This window comes from Kibdelosporangium persicum, from assembly GCF_013280595.1.
GTDB classification, from domain to species: Bacteria; Actinomycetota; Actinomycetes; order Mycobacteriales; family Pseudonocardiaceae; genus Kibdelosporangium; species Kibdelosporangium persicum.
Map to the genome: position 1 here is coordinate 526,912 of NZ_JAAATY010000001.1, position 21,327 is coordinate 548,238.

The 21,327-nt window shown below is 69.0% G+C and carries 19 protein-coding genes; 7 read left to right on the forward strand and 12 right to left on the reverse strand.

What is annotated here, in order from left to right:
- Positions 1-40 precede the first annotated feature (40 nt).
- Together GC106_RS02435 and GC106_RS02440 are read left to right on the forward strand one after the other, a co-directional pair.
- A complete protein-coding gene (locus tag GC106_RS02435) occupies positions 41-1,096 on the forward strand; it encodes a heparan-alpha-glucosaminide N-acetyltransferase domain-containing protein (RefSeq protein ID WP_173123820.1) in 1,056 nt (351 codons plus the stop codon).
- Between the two features lie 40 nt (positions 1,097-1,136).
- A complete protein-coding gene (locus tag GC106_RS02440; RefSeq protein WP_173123822.1) occupies positions 1,137-1,769 on the forward strand; it encodes a LysE family translocator in 633 nt (210 codons plus the stop codon).
- Here the strand turns inward: GC106_RS02440 and GC106_RS02445 are convergent.
- The 4 genes from GC106_RS02445 to GC106_RS02465 form a co-directional block, all read right to left on the reverse strand.
- Entirely contained in the window at positions 1,737-2,561 is an 825-nt protein-coding gene (locus tag GC106_RS02445; protein WP_173123824.1) for an SDR family NAD(P)-dependent oxidoreductase, read from the reverse strand. The genes GC106_RS02440 and GC106_RS02445 overlap by 33 nt on opposite strands.
- A gap of 53 nt (positions 2,562-2,614) precedes the next feature.
- A complete protein-coding gene (locus GC106_RS02450) occupies positions 2,615-3,172 on the reverse strand; it encodes a TetR/AcrR family transcriptional regulator (protein ID WP_173123826.1) in 558 nt (185 codons plus the stop codon).
- Between the two features lie 9 nt (positions 3,173-3,181).
- Positions 3,182-4,330: a hypothetical protein gene (locus GC106_RS02455; protein WP_173123828.1), complete on the reverse strand. Its 1,149-nt coding sequence runs from the start codon at positions 4,328-4,330 to the stop codon at positions 3,182-3,184.
- Positions 4,331-4,570: 240 nt separating this feature from the next.
- On the reverse strand, positions 4,571-4,873 hold the full coding sequence (locus GC106_RS02465) for a hypothetical protein (protein WP_173123830.1): 303 nt from the start codon (positions 4,871-4,873) through the stop codon (positions 4,571-4,573).
- Between the two features lie 179 nt (positions 4,874-5,052).
- Here GC106_RS02465 and GC106_RS02470 point away from each other — a divergent pair, with 179 nt between their 5' ends.
- Together GC106_RS02470 and GC106_RS02475 are read left to right on the forward strand one after the other, a co-directional pair.
- Positions 5,053-5,283, forward strand: coding sequence for a hypothetical protein (locus GC106_RS02470; RefSeq protein ID WP_173123832.1), 231 nt, complete (start codon positions 5,053-5,055; stop codon positions 5,281-5,283).
- An 82-nt stretch (positions 5,284-5,365) separates the two neighbouring features.
- Positions 5,366-6,352: a hypothetical protein gene (locus GC106_RS02475; protein ID WP_173123834.1), complete on the forward strand. Its 987-nt coding sequence runs from the start codon at positions 5,366-5,368 to the stop codon at positions 6,350-6,352.
- Positions 6,353-6,378: 26 nt separating this feature from the next.
- On the opposite strand, the gene GC106_RS02480 is transcribed toward GC106_RS02475, so the two are convergent.
- The gene (locus tag GC106_RS02480; protein WP_246364622.1) at positions 6,379-7,335 is read right to left on the reverse strand and encodes a cyclase family protein; all 957 of its coding nucleotides are present in this window, start codon (positions 7,333-7,335) and stop codon (positions 6,379-6,381) included.
- A gap of 118 nt (positions 7,336-7,453) precedes the next feature.
- Positions 7,454-11,071, reverse strand: a complete 3,618-nt coding sequence (locus GC106_RS02485) for an ATP-binding protein (RefSeq protein ID WP_173123836.1) — start codon at positions 11,069-11,071, stop codon at positions 7,454-7,456.
- A 437-nt stretch (positions 11,072-11,508) separates the two neighbouring features.
- Between GC106_RS02485 and GC106_RS02490 the strand changes: the two genes are divergently transcribed.
- Positions 11,509-12,126, forward strand: coding sequence for a helix-turn-helix transcriptional regulator (locus GC106_RS02490; RefSeq protein WP_173123838.1), 618 nt, complete (start codon positions 11,509-11,511; stop codon positions 12,124-12,126).
- An 18-nt stretch (positions 12,127-12,144) separates the two neighbouring features.
- Here the strand turns inward: GC106_RS02490 and GC106_RS02495 are convergent, their stop codons facing one another.
- Positions 12,145-15,516 (reverse strand): ATP-binding protein, encoded by a 3,372-nt coding sequence (locus GC106_RS02495; protein WP_173123840.1) that lies wholly within the window; start codon positions 15,514-15,516, stop codon positions 12,145-12,147.
- A 259-nt stretch (positions 15,517-15,775) separates the two neighbouring features.
- On the opposite strand from GC106_RS02495, the gene GC106_RS02500 reads away from it, so the two are divergent.
- Entirely contained in the window at positions 15,776-16,783 is a 1,008-nt protein-coding gene (locus tag GC106_RS02500; RefSeq protein ID WP_173123842.1) for a GntR family transcriptional regulator, read from the forward strand.
- 134 nt (positions 16,784-16,917) lie between these two features.
- Here the strand turns inward: GC106_RS02500 and GC106_RS02505 are convergent, their stop codons facing one another.
- The 5 genes from GC106_RS02505 to GC106_RS02525 form a co-directional block, all read right to left on the reverse strand.
- The gene (locus tag GC106_RS02505; protein WP_246364623.1) at positions 16,918-17,502 is read right to left on the reverse strand and encodes a copper resistance CopC family protein; all 585 of its coding nucleotides are present in this window, start codon (positions 17,500-17,502) and stop codon (positions 16,918-16,920) included.
- A 57-nt stretch (positions 17,503-17,559) separates the two neighbouring features.
- Entirely contained in the window at positions 17,560-18,837 is a 1,278-nt protein-coding gene (locus GC106_RS02510) for an RNA polymerase sigma factor (protein ID WP_173123846.1), read from the reverse strand.
- A complete protein-coding gene (locus tag GC106_RS02515; protein ID WP_173123848.1) occupies positions 18,834-19,202 on the reverse strand; it encodes a YciI family protein in 369 nt (122 codons plus the stop codon). The genes GC106_RS02510 and GC106_RS02515 overlap by 4 nt, the downstream gene beginning before the upstream one ends.
- 127 nt (positions 19,203-19,329) lie before the next feature.
- Positions 19,330-19,950 (reverse strand): L-threonylcarbamoyladenylate synthase, encoded by a 621-nt coding sequence (locus tag GC106_RS02520; protein ID WP_173123850.1) that lies wholly within the window; start codon positions 19,948-19,950, stop codon positions 19,330-19,332.
- Between the two features lie 69 nt (positions 19,951-20,019).
- Positions 20,020-20,421, reverse strand: a complete 402-nt coding sequence (locus GC106_RS02525) for an anthrone oxygenase family protein (RefSeq protein ID WP_173123852.1) — start codon at positions 20,419-20,421, stop codon at positions 20,020-20,022.
- A gap of 284 nt (positions 20,422-20,705) precedes the next feature.
- Between GC106_RS02525 and GC106_RS02530 the strand changes: the two genes are divergently transcribed.
- Positions 20,706-21,170 carry a hypothetical protein gene (locus GC106_RS02530; protein ID WP_173123854.1) on the forward strand — a complete coding sequence of 155 codons (465 nt, stop codon included), beginning with the start codon at positions 20,706-20,708 and terminating at the stop codon, positions 21,168-21,170.
- Positions 21,171-21,327: the final 157 nt, after the last annotated feature.

Below are 21,327 nucleotides of genomic sequence, written 5' to 3' on the forward strand. Positions count from 1 at the left end.
CGACAGCTCATCCTCAGCTTCGTCGGTCACTCTGGAAGGCGTGTCCCCACGCATCGCCGGAGTCGACCTGGCCAGAGGCCTGGCCGTGTTCGGCATGTTCGCCGCGCACGTCGGCCCCGAGCCGGCCAGGACCAGCGGTTTGCTCGGCGACGTGATGCAGGCCGCGCATGGCCGTTCGTCGGTGTTGTTCGCGACCCTGGCCGGGCTTTCCCTGGCTTTGACCACCGGGCGCCAGCGGCCTGCCGCGACCGCACGGGACTACTTCAGGATCGCCATCAGGGCCGTCGTCCTGATCGCGCTCGGCACGTCCCTGACCTTGCTCGGCACGCCCATCGCGGTGATCCTCGCGTACTACGGCACTTACTTCGTTCTGGCGCTGCCGTTCCTGCGGCTTCGGGCGCCGTGGTTGCTCGCGACCGCCGCGGTCCTCGCGATCGCGGGGCCGTACGTGTCCATTGTGGCCAAACAGGAGTGGAGTTCCTGGGGCGATCCGCTCGAACAGATCAGCCGGGAGGGGTTTCTGCAGTTCCTGCTGACCGGCTACTACCCGGCCGTGACGTGGATGCCCTACGTGCTCGCCGGTATGGCGTTGGGCAGGCTCGACCTGACGTCCGTGCGGCTACGGCTGACGTTGCTGGTCACCGGCCCGGTGATGGCGCTGGCCGGCTACGGCGGCTCGGCCATCGCCGTCCGGGAGTACGGCGGAAGTGTGGTACCGGCCAGGGATTCGCTGCCTTGGCTGCTTGAGTCCTCACCGCACAGCAACACGTCGTTCGAGATCGTGGGTGCGCTCGGGGTGGCGATGTTCGTGCTGGCGTGCGCGCTGTTCGTGGCCGAACGCCTGCCCAAGCCGGTCTGGCCGGTGACCGCGGTCGGGACGATGTCGTTGTCGGTGTACACCGGGCACTTGTTCCTGATCGCCTGGCTGGCCGCGGCGGACGTCCGGATCAGCCCGGTGCCGGAACTGGCCCTGTTCGTCGTGCTCGCGAGCCTGTTCGCGATGGTGTGGCTGGCCGCGTTCCGCCGCGGGCCGCTCGAATACGTGCTCTACGGGCTGGCCAGGCTGGTCCCGGCGAGGCAGCTGACCAGGGCTTAATCGGTTGCCGGGACCGCCGGGCTTTTGCTGGGATGATCGAATGGAGCTGTCCGTTCTGCTGGCGTTCGCCGTCGCCTCCGCCCTGATCAGCCTCGCGCCCGGGCCGGACATGATGTTCATCATCGCCAACGGGATCGCCCGGGGCCGGCGAGCCGGGGTGATCGCCGCCCTCGGGATGTCCACCGGGATCGCGATCCACACCGTCGCGGCCGCCGCGGGCCTCGGCGCGTTGCTGGCCGCCGCGCCCGCGGTACTGGACGTCATGCGCGTTCTCGGTGCGGTCTTCTTGGTCTACCTGGCCGTCACCACGTTGCGGGCGTCGCGCAAGGCCGCTGCGGCACCAGCGGAAACGCCTGTGCCGCAACGGTCCCTGCGCAGGATGTACACGATGGCCGTGCTGACCAATCTGTCCAACCCGAAGGTGATCCTGTTCTACCTGGCCTTCTTCCCGCAGTTCATCAGCCAGGACGGCTGGCCGGCGTGGGCCCAGTTCCTCCTGCTCGGCGCGATCCTGATCTGCGTAGGCCTGAGCGTCGACGCGACCGTCGGGTTCCTCTCCGGCGCGTTGTCGGAGTTCCTGGTCCGCCGCCCGGCGATCCGGCGCTGGATGGACCGGGTGTCCGCGGCGATCTTCGGCGCGCTAGCGGTTCGGCTCGTCGCCGATCCCCACTAGCCGCTCGCTCACCTCCCACAGCCGTGCGGCGAGTTCGGGGTTCGTGCGCCTGGGCGTGCGCCGGCCCCTCCTGGTGAAGTACGCGCCGTTCACCGACTGCGCGTCGGCCACGGTTGCCAAGTGCACCAACGGTTTCGCGCCTTCGTCCGGTGTGATCGCGAACCTGCCGACCGGCGAACGCAGTACCTTCGTGACGAAACTGTTGTCCCGGAAGAACTCGGAGGCGACCGGGCCGGGATGGAACGCGCTGGCCGTCACGCTCGTTCCCTGAGCGCGGCGCGCGAGTTCCTGCGTGAACAGGATGTTGGCCAGTTTGCTGGTGGCGTACGCATCGTTCGCCCGGTACCGGCGTTCGCCGAAGCCGAGGTCGTCGAGATCGAGCCGCGCGAAGGCGTGCGCCGCGCTCGCTGTGGAGATCACCCGCGCGTCCGGCGCCGCCTTGAGGCGGTCCATCAGCAGCGACGTCAGCAGGAACGGCGCCAGGTGGTTGACCTGGAAGGTCATCTCGTGACCGTCGCGGGTGACCTGCCTGCCCCGGTTCATCAGCCCGGCGTTGTTCGCCAGCACGTCGATCCTCGGGCAGTCCAGTTCGTCAGCCAGTCTCCGGACGTCGTCAAGACTGGCGAAGTCCACAAAGTACGGTGTGCCGCCGATCCGGCGGGCGACCTCGGTCGTCTTCTCCTTCGACCGCCCGACCACCGCGACGTTCGCGCCCAAGTCGGCGAGTGCGGCCGCCGCGGCCGCGCCGACACCGGCACTCGCGCCGGTCACCACCACTGTTCTGCCGTGCATGAAGCCCCCTATCCGGATGACGTATCCGGAAGAGTATCAGAGAAACGGATAGGTTATCCGCTCTGATTCGCCCGCAGGCCCGCGAGCAGCACGGACAGGTAGACGTCGGCTCGCCCGGGATCTTGTTTGACGGCCTGTTCCAGCCCCACCATCAGGTTGAGGATGTCCTCGGCGCTGATGTCCCGCCTTACCACCCCGGCCTGGTACGCCCGGCCCAGCAGTTCGTCGGTCGCGCCCCGCATCTCGTGCTTGGCCTGGGTGGTCTGCTCCTGGGCGTCCTCGACGGCCGCGACGATCGCAGCGAGCCCGCCGTCGGTCTTGAGCTGCAGCTCCAGGATCGACCGCAACAGGAAGGTGAACGCCTCCCCGGGGTCGTCGATGCCCAGCGCGTCGTCGGCGATCCGCGCCATCGCCGCCAGCTCCTGGCCGAAGACCGCCTCGAGCAGGGCGTGCGGCGTCGGAAAATGGCGGTAGACCGTGCCGACGCCGACACCGGCCTTGCGCGCGATGTCGTTGAGCTGCAACCGGTTCCCGTTCGCCAGCTCGTTCCTGGCGACTTCCAGCACTCGTTCCCGGTTGCGCGCCGCATCCGCCCGGAGGTTCCCCGCCACACGATCAGCCTAACGCGGCATGCCGCCGACCGGCGGCCCAGCCGGCCAGAGCTCGTGCAGGTCGCGCGGGGTGAGTGGGCTGCGGTACGCGGCTTCGAGGACAGTCGCGATGGTGTGCCCGTCGGCGGACTCGGCGAGGTTGGCGAACCAGTCCACTCCGGCCGGATACGCCCATTGGTAGGACCGGAGCAGCGGGTCGGTGCCGCGGTCGGCGAGCATCCGCCCGATCGCCTCGTCCGTCCAGAACGGCACCCGGTCCTTGGCTTGGCTGAGGCAGTCCGCGACACTCCGGCCGCTGTTGATCGCGACGTGCATCTCCGCCCGGACCAACTGCAGGTAATGGTCCAGTTTGACGTGCGCCACCAACGCCTCGTCATCCGGCGCGACGAACAGCGGGAGGGTCTGCGCGAGCCCTTCGAGCAGAACCTGGTGGTCCGCGTGCACGCAGAGGATACGCACCCACGGAACGTCCTCCGTGCGGCACCTCGCCGAATAACTGGCGCTCTGCAAAGCATGGCCGAGGATCTCGTGCAGAGCGAACTGCCGTGCCTGCACGTCGGTGAACCCGGCGTTGCGCATGTTCAAGCGCAGCCGGGCGTTCTCGCCAGCACCGTCAAGCCAGTACGACCAGTACGCGTCCACATTCGCCGTCTCGACCGTGAGGTTGTAGGCCGCTGTCGTGCCCGTTGCCTTCCGGACCAACGGTTCGAACCGCGCGGCGGCTGCCCGTAAGGCATCCGGAACCTCGTCGGCGGTCAGATTGTGTTCGGAGTCAAGGAGATCCCGCCGCGTGTCCGGGCCCCACCCGATACCCAGGCCCTCAACGGCTTTCCGCGCCTCCGCGCACCGCCACGCCACGTACTCGTCGTTCCACCCGATCACCCGGCACCCTTGCGTGCGCTGGACGAACTCGTCGAGCCCCTGCCGTTCCCCCAGCAATGCCCCGACATACGCGAGGTGACAGTCAATCCGGCGCGCGAGCTCGTCCGGGGCGTCCGCCCGTAAGCGTTCCAGCCGCTGGTACACGTCGACCCGACCGTTGACCTCACCAACGGCCACTGTGGCCGGACGGCAGTCGTAATCGATGACCGGCGGCGCCCCCACCGAGATCTCGTGGGCGTTCCAGCCGTCCAGAACTCGCTCGATCTCCTCGCGCACGAGTCAACCCTAGCGAGCCGGACCGCCCGCAACCCCCGCCGTAAGTGGGCCATCCGGCCGGCCAACACACCGGGATCGACCTTCCTTACCCGAGCAACAGCCCTCGATCCCGCCAGGCGAGCCGCAGAAGGGTCAGCGCACTCGCCGACAGTCGCGGGTTGAGCCGGTCGATCGCCTCACCGGTGAACGGCATGTCCGCTCTGCCGTTCCCCCGACGACCCTGCCCTCGTCGTTGGCTGGCTAGATTTCGGGTGGGATCGGGCGGCCGCCGAGGCGGGCGCGCAGTTCGTCGAGGAACGACGGGTCGTCCCGTTGCAGGCCGGCCAGGTCGATCTCCGGCGGCAGCTCGGTGTTGCGTTCGCGTTCGAGCAGGTAGTTCACCGCCTCGGTGACGAGGTTGTCCCGGTCCACGCCGGGGATCACGAGATCGTCGAGCACGGAGTCAGGCACGGTGACCTGGTGGTGGGTCGTCACGTCGCCCTCGCGGACTTCCACGGCGTAACGGTGCGCGTCCATGTCCAGCACCCGGACGTCCTGTGGCATGCGAGCCTCCTTCCCTCCTCGCCCCCAAGTACCCGGTCAGGCCCGTGGCAATCACCCCGGCCGGGTGAAGCCCGCCTGATGCACACCATCGGGGCAGGTAGACCGGGCGAATCTGGGTAGTCCGCGGGAATCCGGGTACACGACGGGTGAGACATCCCGCGAACAAGAGAGGAGAGCCCGTGTCGCACGACACCGAGACCGGACAGGTCACCGGTACCAAGGACAAGGACTACAACATCATCTGGTTCACCGAGGCGTGCCTGAGCAACGTCCTGCGTCTGGAGACCTACATCAAGGACGCGGAGCGGGACGGCGACACCGAGCTGGCCGAGTTCTTCCGCAAGGCGCAGGGCGAGAGCCGCAAGGGCGCCGAGCAGGCCAAGCAGATGCTGAGCAAGCGCCTCGCCTAAGTAATACGTATTAGCCTCTTGTCACCACGCTCCACCGCGCCTACCGTCCCGAAAGGGACTTCAACGGCGAAGGAGCGTGGAGATGACTGTCAGCCGCCGTCAGCTGTTGGCCGGCACAGCGGCCGTGACACTGGGGCTGCCCGTCGGCGGCCCCACTGTCACAGCCACGGCCGCACCCGCGGGCTTTCCCGACTACCAGTACCTCCGGCTCGCCCTGGTCAAGAGCAAGCTGAGGTACAACCCGACGAACGAGCTGATCTTCCCGTGCATCCGCGGCACCGCCGGGCGCATCCCCAACGCCCGGGGCGCGTACTACCTCTACTACGCGCCGCATGACACCCCCGGCGGGATCTGCCTGGCCTACGCGAACTCACTGGACGAGGAATTCACCGAGTATCCCGGCAACCCGATCATCTCGCGGAACTGGCCGGGCGAGTACTCCGTCTCCCACGTCTCCTCACCGCACGCGCTGTGGAACGCCGACGCCCGCCGGATGTACCTGTACTTCCACGGCGAGAACACGGTCACGCGGCTGGCCAGTTCGGCGGACGGCATCCACTTCCGCTACGAGAAGGAAGTCCTGTCGACCCGCCTGGTTCCAGGCAGCACCGAGACGTCGTATGCGCGCGTGTTCCGCTACGACCTCCCGTCGCACAACGCGCGCTACATCATGGTCTTCATGATCAACACCAGCGCGAACCACCGGGACATCGGCTGGGGCTGGTCGCCGGACGCACTGAACTGGACCTTCGCGCAGACCCCGCTGATCAGGCACAGCGACGTGAACGCCACGGACATCTCCGGCCCGCACCTGTTGTTCCGCAACGGCAGTGCGTACGTCGTCTACCACACCGACATCGCCAGCGGCGGCAACATCCTGATCACCGAACTCGGCGCCGGCTTCACCAAGCGAAACCATTTCGGCGTCTTCCACGACTCCCTGCCCGGCGCACCCGACAACGGCCGCAGCGCCGCCCCGAGTTTCGGCACGTACAACGGCCGCGAGTACATGATCTACGAGGCGGGCTCGCGCCTGTCCGGCAACATCGCCATCGCACGGGCCGTCTAGGAGCGTGTCCGGCGGATCGCCACGAGTCAGAACGTGGCGATCGGGTTGACCGGGCTGCCGGACGTCCCGGCGAAGCGGACCGGCACGACTGCGAACTGGAAGTCCCACTGGCCGAGTTCGGCAGCCGTCGTCGCGCACGCCTCCAGGTCGCAGTTGTCGAGCAGCCACAGACCCATCGCGACGAGGCTCACGGCGTGAACCGGCATCAACACGTCGTCGTACCCCGACGGCTGGACCTCCTGCGGCGTGTCAGCACCGATCAGCGCGACCTCCCGGTCATGCAGCCACGGCAGGCAGGACGCGTGCCAGCCGGCCTGCGTGAAACCGCCGGTCTCACCGGCTTCGTGCCGGACGCGGCCATAGCCGGTCCGCAGGAGTACCGCGTCGCCGGGCCGCACCCGCACACCCTGGCGACGCTCGGCCTCCTCGAGATCCTCGGGAAACACCCCCTGTCCCGGTTCCAGCCACGGCACATCGCGGACCTTCGCGATGTCCAGCAGGACACCACGCGTGATGATCCCGTTCGCCGCCGCCGTGACGGCCGCCCACGCCGATCCCGTTGCGGCGTCGACCAACGAGTGCGACCGCCCGTTGTACATCGTGCCGTCCCAGTAGACGTGGCACGGCGAGTCGATGTGGGTGATGGTGTTGCCGTGGAACGTGATGCCGAGCCGTTCGTTCGAAAAGCCCCAGCGCCGGTCATTGTGGAACGCGGCCACCGGCATGTTCTCGGCCCCCGGCATGTCGGCGGCGCACGGGCACGTGGTCGTCGACCGCTCCATGTCCTGCGGTACGGCAACGTCCCACGCGCACGACACGCTCCTGCCGTGGCGCACGGCCCGCGCCGCCGCCAGCCGGACGTCGTCGGTGATGTGGTTCAGAGTGCCGAGCTCGTCGTCGTCGCCCCACCGCCCCCAGTTCGACAGCGTGTCGAAGTACCCGAGCACGTCGTCCTGTGTGGGCATCGATCGCTCTGCCGTCATCCCAGCATCGACTCCTCCGGTTTCGCGGTTCGAGCACCAGGGCCCGCTCGCCTGGCATGACACTAGATCAGTCGGCCGGGCCGGGAGGTACGGTACGCCACATCTGCCTGATCGGCCTTCAGCCGGGACCGATCAGCTCGTTGGTGATGGCCAGCCGGGAATCGACCCCCAGCTTGCGCAGGATTCGGGCCACGTGCATCTGCACTGTGCTGCGGGACAACGAAAGCTGGGTGGCGATGTCCGCGTTCGGCCAGCCCGCCGCGACCAGCCTGGCGATTCTCAGCTCCACTTTGGACAAGGGACCGGCCGGCACGGTGACCGGCCGCAGGCCGAACGGGGCCAGCCTGGACTCGGCGCGGCGGACGTCCCAGGCCGCGCCGAGTTCGGTGAAGACGATGATCGCGTCGTGCAGGGCGTCGCGGGCCTCGTCCAGCCTGCGGTCGGCCGCCAGCAGGATCGCGGCGTCCTCGGCGGCCAGCCCGTGCTCGATCTTCCGGCCCACCACCGAGAAGTGCTTGGCCACCGTCAGCAGCGCGCCGGGGTCCTGTTCGATCAGGCCACGGCACCACTGCGCCGCCGCGGCGGCACGGGCGGGCCAGACCTCCCTCTCGGCCTCGGCCTCACAGACCCGCAACGCGTCCGCGGCCAGGTCGTGCTCGCCGAGGTCGATCGCCAGCCGGACGAGTTTGGGCAACCACTGGTGCCGCAGCATCATCCGGGAGTAGCCCTGGTCGAGCATCGGTGTCAGCAACCGTAACGCCTCGGCCGGGCGGCCGCGCTGTTCGGCGGCCAGTGCCTCGGCCATCAACAGGAAGTCGGTGTTGTCCTTGGCTTCCGGCGTCGGGTCCGGCAGCTCGGCGGCCATCTTGAGGTGCCGTTCCAGGCGGACGGAGTCGTCCCGGTGCGCGGCGATCAACGCGGCCGTGCCGTGCAGCAACCGGATCACGCCGTGCTGGCGCAGGCCGTAGAAGGTGATCTCCGGGCCGTCGCGCATCACCGAGTCCAGATCGGCCAGGGCCTCGTCCCACCGGCCGAGCCAGAAGTAGTGCACGGCCGCGGCGATGTGCGGCCCGCTCGGCAGGTTCAGCCTGGTGACCAGGTGCCGTGCCGCGTCCAGGGTCTGGCCCGCGTCGTCCAGCCGGTCGAGGTTCTGCAGCGTGAACATCTTGTTGTCCAGCAGGCTCAGCAGCAGGTCGGCCAGTTCGGCCCGGCCGGAGATCGCCGCGATGGCCGAGTTGATGTGCTCAAGCGCCTCCGAGTGCTTGCGCAGCATGGACGCGGTCACCCAGAGGTACTGCGACCACTGCGCCACAGCGAAGGAATCCTTCGCCACCGCCGCCTTCGCCAGCTGCGCCAACGCGTCCGGCTCGGTCGACGCGGGGTCGTTCAGCCCGCTGCGGTTCACCATCGCGCGCAGCGCCTGGTGCCGGGCCCGCCAGTGCTCGGGCACGTCCGGGTCGCCGATCACCTGGTCGAGCGCCTCGACCGCCCGGGCGTTGTCGTGCCTGAGGTAGTCCAGGTACGCCAGGACGAGCCGCATCTCCGCGGACCGCTCGGGATCACCGGTCATCGCGAGCACGGCCCGCGCCTGCGTCTCCGGCATGCGGCCCAACCAGAACAGGAGCCGGGTCAGCCGGGCGGTCAAGGTTTCCCTTGCCTCGTCCCGCAGGCCCGGGCTGGCGATGGCGCACTCGAGCAGATCCGCCGCGCTGGTCGGGGAACGCCGGGCGACCGCGTTGGTGTTGGCCACGAGCCAGCGCGTGACCCACGCGTCCACCGGCACGCCCGCGCCCTGTAACTGCGCTGCCACCAACGAAACCGGCGCTCCTGCTTCGTCGAGCGTCTCGGCTGCCTGACGGTGCAACGCGACCCGCACGGCTTCCGGCATCGCCTCGTACAAAGCCCGGCGCACCAACGGATGCCGGAACGCGAACCGCTGCCCCGCCTCGCGCAGCACGCCCGCGGCCGTGGCCTCCTCGATCGCCCTGATCAGTTCGGACGCCGGCCGGGTCATCACGGTCGCCAGGTCGCCGAGGTCGAACTCGACGCCGAGCAGCGCCGCCCAGCGCAACGCGTCCTTGGTCAGGTTCGCGAGGTGACCGGTCCGCCGGGTCACGACGGAGGCCAGCGTCGGCTGTGCCGTGGCGAGCCCTTCGGTGTCGATGTCGTCGACGTCGGCCACGCCGTCCGCGATCGTGATGGCCTTGTCCCGCACCAGGGCGTGCACGATCTCGCGGATGAACGCCGGGTTGCCCGCCGCGCTGTCGGTCAGCCCCAGCAGGGCCGGTCCCGGTTCGGCACCGATCAGTCTGCCCGCGAGCTCGGCCGTGCCCGCCTCGTCGAGCGGTTCGAGCAGATGGAGGTCGCCGCCCCAGGTCGAGACCACCGACCTGAGCTGGTCCAGCTCGGCACGCCGCGGCAGCGGCCGGGCGGAACCGACGAGCAGCAACGGTAACTGCCGGGTCATCCGAACGAGCCGGTGCCACACCAGCAGGCTGGCGTCGTCCGCCCACTGCAGGTCGTCGAGCACGAGCACCACCGGCCCGTCGGCGCAGAGCTGATCGACCAGGTCGACCAGCGACTCGACCGCCGCCAGCAGGGGGTCCTCGACGGAGTCCCCCGCGCGCAGGGCCTCCGCGACCGCCGCCCGCCGGGAGTCGGCCGAGCGCACCTCGACGCCGAGACAGGAGGTGATGAGTCCCAACGGGAAACGCCTGCCCACCTCGTCACCCGCCGCCCACAGCAGCTGGCCGCCGCGATCGGCCGCGTCCCCCAGCGCCGCGGAGAGCAGCGCTGACTTGCCGATGCCCGACTCGCCTTCGACCCACACCGAGGCACCGGCGCCGTGCAGGACGTCGGCGAGCCGGTTGCGCAGCGTCGACAGCTCGCCGCCACGGCCGACGAACACGTCCGGCATCGCGACTTTCGCCAGTGAGGGCGTCCGCGACGGGGGCGTTCCGGCCGTCGGACGGGCGACGATCTCGTTGTACACCCGGCGCAGGTTCGCGCCCGGCTCGATGCCGAGCTGCTCGATCAGGATCTGTTTGGTCTCCTCGTACACCTCAAGGGCCTCCGGATCGCGGCCGCCCCGGTGCAGTGCGGTCATCAGCAGGCCGCGCAGGCTCTCCCGCAGCGGGTGCGCGCTGGCCAGCCGGTATAATTCCGTCACCGCGCCGTTGATGTCGCCGGCGGCGAGCATGATCTCGGCCCGCCGTTCCAGCGCGGCCAGCCTCAGCTCGGCCAGCCGCTTGCGGTGCAGCGCCGCGGACGGGCCCTGGATGCCCGCGAGGGCCTCGCCCTGCCAGAGCGCCAGTGCCGCGTCCATCGCCGCCCTGGCGGCGGACAGGTCACGGCGGTTCCACAGCTCGTTGCCGGATTCCCTGAGCCGGTCGAACTCGACCACGTCCAGCCGGCCGTCTTCGAGTTGCAGCGAGTAACCCGAGCCTGCCGAGACGAGCGTCTGCCCGCCGGACCACCGCGACCGATCGGGTTCGAGTACGCGCCGCAGCCGGGACACGTATGTATAGAGGCTGCCGCTGGCCCCACTCGGGGCGTTGTCGCCCCACACCGAAGCGACAAGATCCTCCCGCGAGACGACACGGTTGGCGCGCATCGCCAGTGCGGCGAACACCGCGCGTTGCCGTCCTGAGCCGAGGTCAAGCTGTTCCTCGCCCCGCCACGCGCTCACTGTCCCGAGCAGCTGGACGCGCAGGGGCTCAACCGGCTCCGCCGCCATCACTCACCCCCGAATCCCCCCGGGAGGATACCGTGCGGCACGGCATTCCGGCACAGCCGGAAGTCGGGAAAACAACCGGCAGCGGCATATGTGGGAGTTTTTCCAGACCCTCTATGAAATTCCCTAGTGTGACGCCGTTCACACTACTTTATGACGCTGCGTGACCGTCCACCCGGTGTCCAACCGGGCAGACCTGACTGACCAAAAGACGCCGAACAGGTGAAACGCCTTCTGCTTTCCCTCTCGATGGGCTTCAATACGTCCACCAGTCGCGGAGACCGTTCCGGACCGAACCGGACATTCCGCCAGACGGGTGACCCCTGTCACCCTCGCCGTCAAGGTTACTTGCGGGTTCGTCCAAATCGCGGCAAGAGTTTATGAAGGCCTTTGGCCAAGACTTAATCCCATTCCACAGGCGAGCATGTCGGGAAGGCGCGATGGAACGGGTAAAGGTCGTCATCCAAGCAGGCGATCCCATCACCTACGTTGGGCTGTCCAGCTACCTCCAGCAGAGACCGGAGGTGGTCGTGGTCGAGCAGCGGGACCAGGCCGACGTGCAGGTCCTGTCGACCGAGCGGGTGGGGCCGGAGGCGTTGGCCCGGTTGCGGAACTCGGCCGCCGACGGGGGGCTGCCGACCGTCCTGATGACCGGGGAACTGGGCGAGGCACCCCTGTTGACGCTGGTCGAGTGCCACGTCGTCGCGATCCTGCCGAAGAACTCCGTCACCGGTGACCAGCTGGTCGACTGCGTCGTCGCCGCGGCGGCGGGCAACGGCGTGATGCCGCGCGACGTGCTCGGCACCCTGTTGCGCCGGATCAAGGTGCTACAGCAGGAAGTGCTGGCGCCCAACGGGTTGAGCGCCTCCGGCCTGGAACCGCGCGAGGTCGACGTGCTGCGGCTGATCGCCGAGGGCTGGGGAACCGAGGAGATCGCCAAGGAGCTGGCTTACTCCGAGCGGACCGTCAAGAACGTCATCTTCAACATGACGACCAGGCTGCACCTGCGCAACCGGGCACACGCCGTGGCGTACGCCCTGCGCGCGGGCGTGATCTAGTCCGCCCTGGCGGTGGCGTCAGAGGCCCAGTCCGGCCAGCCTGGCCGACGTGAAGTCCAGGTCCCACTGCGCCCCGGCTTCCGCGAAGATCGCCGTGGCCTCGGCGAAGGCGGCGCGGGCCTCGGCCATCAGCCCGCGTTCGGCGAACAGCTCGGCGACATCGCCCAGCGTGGACGCCAGCTCGATCGGCCGGCCGACCCGCCGGTAGTGGTCGGCCGCGACCAGCCCGGGTTCCGGATCGCGGGTCAGCAGGGCCTTACACCGGTGCATCGCGCAGAAAGCCCGTGCGGGCACGGGTTCTCTGGCGGCCTCCAGATCAAGGATCTCGACGGCCTGTTCCACGGTCTGTCTGTCACCCAGCTTGACGGCCACGCGCACGAGACCGGGCAACCACTGGTGGCGCAACATCATCCCGGCGTACCCGGGCCGCAGGATCGGCGCCAGTTCCGCGTAGCCGCGCCGCATGTCGCCGAGCTGGGCCGCGGCCAGCGCGCGGGCGGCGAGCACGAAGTCGACGTTCTCCATCTCGGCCTTGGTGATCACCAGGTAGTGCTCGGCCATGTCGAGATGCGCGGTCGCCTCCACCGGATTGCCGCGGCGCCCCTCGATCAGTGAGAACAGCCCGTGCAACAACAACCTCGCCGGGCCCGCGTCGATCAGACCGGCGTAGGTGATCGACGGGCCGTCACCGGTGACCGTGCTGAGCGACTGCAACGCCTCGTCCCAGCGGCCACGCCAGTAGTGTTGCACGGCCGCGGTCACGTGCAGCTGGATGGGCATGCCGTCGACCGAGCTCAGTTCGTGCGCCACTCCCAGCACGGCGTCGGCCTCGTCGAGCCGGTCCAGGTTCTGCAGCGTGTAGATCTTGTTGTCCAGCAGGTCGAAGTGCATGCCGGTGAGGTCATGACGGCCGCGCACCAGGTCGATCGCCTCGTCGACGTGCCGCAACGCGGCGATGTGGTCGCGGCGCGTGGAATCGACCAGCCACCTGGTTTGCAGGGCGTGTGCGGCGGAGAAGACGTCACCCGCTCCGACGGCCTCCTCGTACGCGTCCTTCGCGGCCACCTCGGCCGTGTCGACGTTGCTCATGTCGCGCCTGAGGTACGCCAGCAACGCCTTGTGCCGCAACCGCCATTGCTCGGGCAGCGCCGAATCCACCGGCACCTCGGTCAGTGTCGCGATCGCCTCCCCCCGTCTGCCCTGCCGGTAGACGATCGCCGCGAGCAGCTGCCGCATCTCCGCGGACCGCACCGGGTCGGTCGACACCGCCAGCGCGTGCCGTGCCTTGGCCTCCGGGTCACGGGAAAGCTGGAACTGCACCCGGACCTCGGCCGCCTGCAACACTTCCCGGTACGGGTCGCCGACGTCCAGGGTGTCGATCACCTGGGCGAGCAGCTCGGCCGCGACCTGCGGGGCACGTCCGGCGAGCTCGGTGACGTGCTCGGCCAGCCAGCCGGCCACCCACGGTTCGGCGTCTCCGCCGGCGGCCACCAGCTGTTCGGACACCCGGTACGGCGGAGCGCCTGCTTCGGCAAGCACTTTCGCGGCCTGCCGGTGCAGTACGCCGCGGGTCGGGCCCGCGATGCCGCCGTACACCGTGTCGCGCATGAGCTGGTGCCGGAAGACGAGTTTCGGGCCGTCCTCGACGAGCACGTTGGCGTTCACCGCGTCGGTCACCGCGCGCACGAGATACCACACCGGACGTTCGGAGACCGTCGCGATGTTGCCGATGGTCGCCTCGGAGCCGAGCACGGCCACCCACACGAGCATCTCCTTCGTGCTGTCGGACAACGACTTCGACGACCGCTCCAGCGCGGCCACCAGCGAACGGGGCGCGTCCTCGGCCTTCGACTCGTCGACGTGGGCGACACCGTCGACCGTCTCGACCGCGCCGTCGGCCAGCAACGCGCTGACGACTTCGTTGATGTACAGCGGGTTTCCGTCGGCACGGGCGGTGATCCGGCGCAGGATCCGGCCAGGGCGCGCGCCCACCAGCCCGCTCAGCAGTTCGTCACTCTCCATAAAGGACAGCGGGTGCATCGGGATCGTGGTGCCCCGGCCCGGGTCGCCCTCGATGGACCGGCGCAGCTCCAGCAGGTCCGCCCGCTGGTGGCCGGTGTTGACCGCGCAGATCACCAGCAGCGGCAGGCGTTTGACCGCTTCGCAGAGCCTGCGCCACGTCTGCACCGTTTCGACGTCCGCCCAGTGCATGTCGTCGATGACGAGCACGACGGGCGCCACCGCGCACAACCGCTCCACGATCGACCCGACCGACTCGCCAGCGGGCAGCTTGCGGTCCATGCCCAGGCATTCCAGCATGACCTGCAACGGGAACCGGCCGGCGAGCTCGTCCGCGACCGCCCAGCCGATCTGCACGCCGCTCGTCTCGATGTCCCGCAACGCCGCGGAGATCAGTTCGGACTTGCCGATCCCCGGCTCGCCTTCGATCCAGACCGCGCCGCCGTGGCCCTGCCGGACCTCGTCCAGCCGCTCGCGCAACGACTTCAGTTCCGCCCGCCTGCCGACGAACCGGCGCCCGGCCCGTTTGGACGTGCACGGCCGGACCAGCAGACGCGGGATCTCCTCGCGTGCCGACGACATGTCGTTGCCCGCCAGGACATCGGCGTGCACCTGACGCAACGCGGGCCCAGGTTCCGCGCTCAGTTCCCGCAACAGGGTCGCCCGCGCGTCGGCGAAGACCTCCAGCGCCTCGGCGTGCCTGCCACCGCGGGCGAGCGCGATCATCAGCAGTTCCCGCAACGATTCCTGCAGCGGGTGGTCGCGCACCAGCACGTCGAGATCCGCGGCCACCTCGACGTGGTCGCCGAGTTCCAGCCGCGCCCGCGCCGACATCTCCACCGCCCGCAGCCAGGACTGTTCGAGCCGCGTGCGCTCCTGTTCGGCGAACGGACCCGGCACACCGGCGAACGCCTCGCCGCGCCACAACAGCAGTGCGTCGCCGAGCTTTTCGGTCACGCCCCGGTGATCCCCGCGCGCGGCGAGCGCGTTCGCCTGCTCGCAGAGCTCGTCGAACACCGTGACGTCCACCTGGTGGGAGTCCACACGCAACGAATAACCGTTTCCGGCGGACACAATCAGGTCGCGGCCCAGCCCGCCCAACGCCCGGCGCAGGCCGGAAACGTAGGTGTAGACGCTGCCGTCCGCGCTGGCAGGCGCGGAGCGGCCCCACACCGCTTCGACCAGCTCAGCACGCGACACCGCCTGCCCGGCCCGCATCGCCAGCACCACGAACACGGCCCGTTGCCTGCCGGGCCCGAGCCCGACCTCCTCGCCGGCGTTGATCACCCTGACCGGGCCGAGCAGCTCGACCCTCGGCAGAGTTCGCCGACCTTCTTCCCCCAGTGCACTCGTCCTGATCCCGAGAGGCACAAGGTCAACCCTACCCCAGGTTGACCGGACCCCCTTGTGCCCAGTTCAATGGCACAACTGGAGCACCTTTGAAACCTTTCGCCGCAACAAGATCATTTACGACCCGGCGGCACACCGGTTGCATCGTCCACTGTGGACGAATTCGGTGTTTCGCGCACGCCTGTGGAGTCTTTCGGGCAGAAAGCGATCAGAACGGCCCGGCGCGCGGCGCGGGCGGGTCATCCTGTCGGCAGTAGTCGTCAGGTTCAAGGAGATTCCCGTGTCGCTCACTCTCTCCGAAGCAGCAGGCGCGGCGGACACCGGCCGGCCGCCCGCGCTCGGCCTGTGGTCGACCGCCGATCGTGGCCGCACGCTGCTCGTGCACGTCCCGCACAAGCAGAACGAGCGGATCGCCGACCTCTCAGTATCCGAGAACAGCCGGGCGGTCGCCGTCGAGGTGATCCGGATCGGCGTGCCCGGACGCGACAACGTGCGCCTGGTCCGGTCCACCCGCAGCGTGCCGCTGGCCGCGCCGCTGGGCAACCGCAAGCTCACCATGACGTGGGACGGGGTCAAGGTCCCCCTGTTGCAGGCCGTCCCGGCGGGCGGGCAGGACGCCGAGGAGTCGGCGGCCGAGCGGGCCAAGAAGGAACTCGTCTCCCTGATCGACACCCTGGAGCCGGGGTCGGCGCTGCCGTCCGAGCGGGTGCTGTCCGAGCGCCTGGAGATCGCCAGGATGACCCTGCGCCACGCGGTGGACGAACTGACCCTGGCGGGCAAGGTCTCGCGGCGCCGGGGCAGCGGCACCTACGTGGCCGAATCCAAGCTGCTGTGCCGGATCACCCCCGACGGCCTCGACCTCGACCCGGCCGCGCCGGGCGCGGGATTCGGGCACGTGCACGTGGTCCGGGACGTCGTGGCCGCCGACGAGCAGGTGGCCGGGGACCTCGGGATCGAGCCCGGCGACCTGGTGCTGCACATCGGCAGGCTGCTGCTGGTCGACCACCGGCCCTTCGGCCTGGTGTCCCGGCACATCCCGATCGCCCGGCTGGCCGAGACACCGGGAGCGCCCAGCGCACTGCGGTGGTTCTCCGAACGGACGTCCAGGGTGGACACGCGGATCCAGCTGTCCACCGCGACGCCCGCCGAGGCGCGGTTGCTCGACCTCAGCCAGGTGCAGCCGATGCTGGCGTGGCACCGGATCGCGGTGGACAAAAAGGACATCCCGCTCGAGCGGACCAGGGTGCTGGCCCGCGGCGACCGTGTCGTGATCGACCTTCCAAGCTGACCGGGACCCCAACCCCCTCGTGAGTGTTTATCGGTGTTCTAACCCGGATAAACACTCACGAGGGGTGACGAGGGCCGGTCACTGTCCATTCCGGACACACGGGGCGTTCACGGGCCCCGCTCCTTGGAAACCGCTCAGGCCTTTGGCGTGTTCGGCTTTCCCGCCCTGAGGCCGACGAAGACGCCCAGACCGGCGAGCACGACGGCGCCGACAATCCACAGCCAGGTCGGGATTCCGCCGCTGTCCTCACTTTGCTGGGACGCGGGGGTCGCCGTCGCGGTCGCCACCGCCGAAGCGCTCTGCTGCGGCGCGCTCGACGACGTTGTGGGCGGGGCACTGGTGGTCGTCGGCGTCGGCGTACCGGCGGCGACGGTCAGGGTGAACGGGATCTTTCCGCTCACCGGGTCGCCGTCCGCCGAGATGACCCGCCAGCTGATGGTGTACTGGCCCGCCGGTCCCACCGGGGTGACCGGGGCGGTCACCACTTCCGCGGCCACGGTCACCTGGCCGACGGTCCACTGCTCCCCGCCGGGCCCGGCCACCGAGATGGCGCCCGGTTCGACCTGCACGGTCTCGCTGAAGGTGAGCTGGATCTGCGTCGGCGGGGCGGCCAGTGCGGCGTCCTTCGCCGGGTTGCTGCCCTTCAGCTCGGTGTGGGCGAGCGCGGGCACGGCGGTGGACAGCAGCGCGGTCGCGCTGAGCAACAGTGCGGCGGACATGCGCCTGACGAACATAAGGTGGCCCTTCACGGTCACGTAGTCGGTCAGCAGAGCACTCTAGTTCCCGGTGGTTCTCCGAAAATCTCCGTGGAACCGCTGATTGGCCCGATCGGCGGAGCCGGCCAGGTCCGCCGGACCGCTCAGGCAGTTCGCGGCCTTGGCCGACAGGTAGCGCTGCTCGGGGATGCTGCTCGTCCGCTTGGCTGCCCGCACGTAGGCCGCGTGCGCCGCTTCCCGGTCGCCCGCCATCTCGAGCAGGTGGGCGCGGACCGCGTCCAACCGGTGATGCCCGGACAGCCGGCTGTCGTCGTCCAATGTGGCCAGCATGGCCAGCCCGGCTCCTGGACCGTCCACCATGGACAGCGCGATGGCGTGGTTCAGGGTGACCATCGGGTTGGGCCGCATCCGGGACAGGATCTTGTAGAGCACGAGGATCTGCGGCCAGTCGGTGTCCTCGGGGGTCCTGGCGTCGTCGTGCAGTGCGGCGATGGCGGCTTGCAGCTGGTAGGGACCGATCGGGAACCGGGACATGGCGTCGTCGACCAGCCTGGTGCCTTCGTCGATCTCGCGCCGGTTCCAGAGCGTGCGGTCCTGCTCCGCCAGCGGGACCAGCCCGCCGTCCGCGGTGGTCCGCGCCGGCATGCGGGCGTCGGTGAGCAGCATCAACGCGAGCAGCCCGGCGACTTCGCCGTCGTCCGGCAGCAGGGCGTGCACTGTCCTGGTCAGCCGGATCGCCTCGGCCGTGAGCTCGACACTCTGCAGGTCGGGACCGGAGGACGCGGTGTAGCCCTCGTTGAAGATCAGGTACAGCACGTGCAGGACGACCTGCAGGCGCCGGCCCCATTCCGGCTCGGGGATGCCGGTGGCCCTGATCTTCTGTTTGGCGCGGCTGATCCGCTGGCCCATCGTGGCCTCAGGGACCATGAACGCCGTCGCGATCTGGGCCGTGGTCAGCCCGCCCACGGCCCGCAACGTCAGGGCGACCTGCGAGGACGGTGACAGGTCCGGGTGGCAGCAGAGGAACAGCAGCTCCAGCGTGTCGTCGTGGTCCTGGGGTTCGGCCGGCGTGCTCGGCTCCTGGCTGGCCGCGAGCGTCTCGCGGTTGCGTCTGGCCTGCTCATTGCGCCACTGGTCGGTCAGCCTGCGCGAGGCCACCGTGATCAGCCAGGACTTCGGGTGGTCCGGCATCCCGCCGGTACGCCACTGCATGCTGGCCGCCAGCAGTGCCTCCTGCACGGCGTCCTCGCACGCGTCGAACTGGCCGTACTTGCGGACGAGCACGCCGAGGACCTGCGGCGCCAGCTGACGCAGCAGGTCCTCAAGGCGAGCGGTCACATCTCCAGGCCGGCGGAGAACATCACCGGCCTGACCTCGACGGCGAAGCCGTCGTGCCGGACGTCCGGGATCATCGTGGCGAGCTCGACCGCCCGGTCCTTGCTCTCCACCTCGACCAGGTAGAAGCCGCCCATGAACTCCTTGGACTCGACGAACGGGCCGTCGGTCACCACGGGCGCGCCCTGACCGGCCCTGACCACCACGGTGTTCGACGGATCGGCCAGCGCCTGGGTGACGATCAGCTCGCCGGTCTGCTTGATCGTGTCCATGAACTTCTGGTGCCCGTTACCGATCGCCTCGCGCTCCTCGTCGGTGAGGGCCGCCATCGTCTCCTGGTTGACGTTCATGATCAGCAGGTACTTCATGTGATCTCTCCTCTCGGCGGCGCCGCGTGCCGGGCGCCTTCGCGGATGAGTCGGTGCCCGCTGACAGCTTTCGACATTCCGCCCCCGGAAACTTTCGCGACCGCCGCGACCGCGGCCGGACTCGCGATCAGGAGAAACGGGACAAATCGCCCGCGCCCTCCCGGACGATCTCGGGCTCACCCTGCGAGAAGTCGATCACCGTGGTCGGGATCGTGCCGCACTCGCCGGAGTCGATCACCGCGTCGATCACGTTGTCCAGGCGTTCCTTGATCTCCCAGCCCTGCGTCATCGGTTCGTCCTGGTCGGGCAGCAGCAACGTGCTGGACAGCAGGGGTTCGCCGAGTTCCGCGAGCAGGGCCTGGGCCACGGTGTGGTCCGGGATGCGCACGCCGACGGTCTTCTTCTTGGCGTGCTGCATGCGGCGCGGGACTTCCTTCGTCGCCGGCAGGATGAACGTGTAGCTGCCCGGCGTGACGGCCTTGATCGCCCGGAACACGTCGTTGTCGACGTAGACGAACTGGCCGAGCTGGGCGAAGTCCTGGCACACGAGGGTGAAGTGGTGCCGGTCGTCGAGCTGGCGGATCTGCCGGATGCGGTCGATCCCCTCGCGGTTGCCGAGCTGGCAGCCCAGTGCGAAACAGGAGTCGGTCGGGTACGCGATCAGGCCGTCCTGTCGCAACAACTCGACCACCTGCAGGATGGATCGCCGCTGGGGGTTGTCGGGGTGCACATCGAAATACCTCGCCATGCACCCCGACCTTACCTCCTCGTGAGTGGTTATCAGGGTTCTAACCCCGATAACCACTCACGAGGGTTTTCAGGCGCTGAAGTGGGCGACCAGCGCCCAGATCGCGGCACCGAACCCCAGGGTCGCGGCCCAGGCCCGCAGCCCGTTGAGGCGGTTCCACGGCTCTTCGAACTGCTTGCGGACCGCCGCGATGTCGGCGATCTCCTCCGGCGGCCCGTACTGATCGAGCCGGACGTTCATCGGCACGTTCCCCCGGACCGTGATCCCGAAGCAGACCAGGTACAGCACCAGGCTCAACACCACCGGCAGGAACACCGCAAGCGGCTGCCCGATGAACAGGATCACCGTGAGCACGCCGAACAGCGCCGACCCCACGAAGGTCAGGAAGAACCTGGGATTCAGCACATCTCTGTTGATCTTCTGCATCACGTCGACGAACGTGCGGTCGTCCGTGCTCCGCAGACTGACCATCACCGAGATGCAAAAAGTGTAGAAAAAGCCGGAGACCAGTCCGAGCAAGAGCGTTGTCACGATCAGTGACGCGGCCCTGACCACATCCATTGTCATTCCTCCCTGCCCCCAGACGCCCCCAGTCGGCCCGGACAGTATCAGGATGACCGGGCCGCCCGGCCTCCTTCGGATGCGGCACCCCGAACCGGCCTCCCCGCGAAGATCGATTTGCGTCTCGGCCAGGAAACCCTTTGGATCTGGGTACGTCAGGACACCGAGCCGGGGATCCACCCAGGAGTGATGACATGTTCCGGAAATCGGCAACTCTGGCCGTGGCAGTGTTATTGGCGGCCTTGGCGTCCGGCTCCTCCGCGTCGGCGGCGCAACAGCGACTGGAAGTCCAGCTGGAACCGGGCTTCTTCATCACCGAGCGGGACGGGATCTGGTACGGCAGCGACTACGTCTCCTACAACGAGTTCACGGTCCGGGCGAAAGCCCCGCACGGCCGGGGCAACGTGCGCCTGTTCCTGTCACTGCCCCACCAAATCCACGTTCTCGGGCACGAGGGCGACGGCTGGACGTGCCGGGACGTCACCGGCGGCATCGAATGCGACCACCACCGGCCCATCGCACCGGGCGCGGAGTGGCCGACGCTGCTGGTGCGGATCGATCCCGACTGCGAGCGCACCATCCGGGACTCGTTCGACGCCTACGCGGACGGCAACCACCACTTCGGCGTGCCGTTCATCTGTTACCCGACAGGGACATAAGCTCGACCGAGGCGGCGGCGTACCGGGTTTTTCGCCGGATCGGCGTCATTCCATTCTGGCCGGTCGGCGGTTATCGTGGGAGACCGGGACGACGCGGAAACAGCACCACCGGGCCGGGCGAACGCCAGGCCCGGCCGCGGACGGCCCTGGCACAACT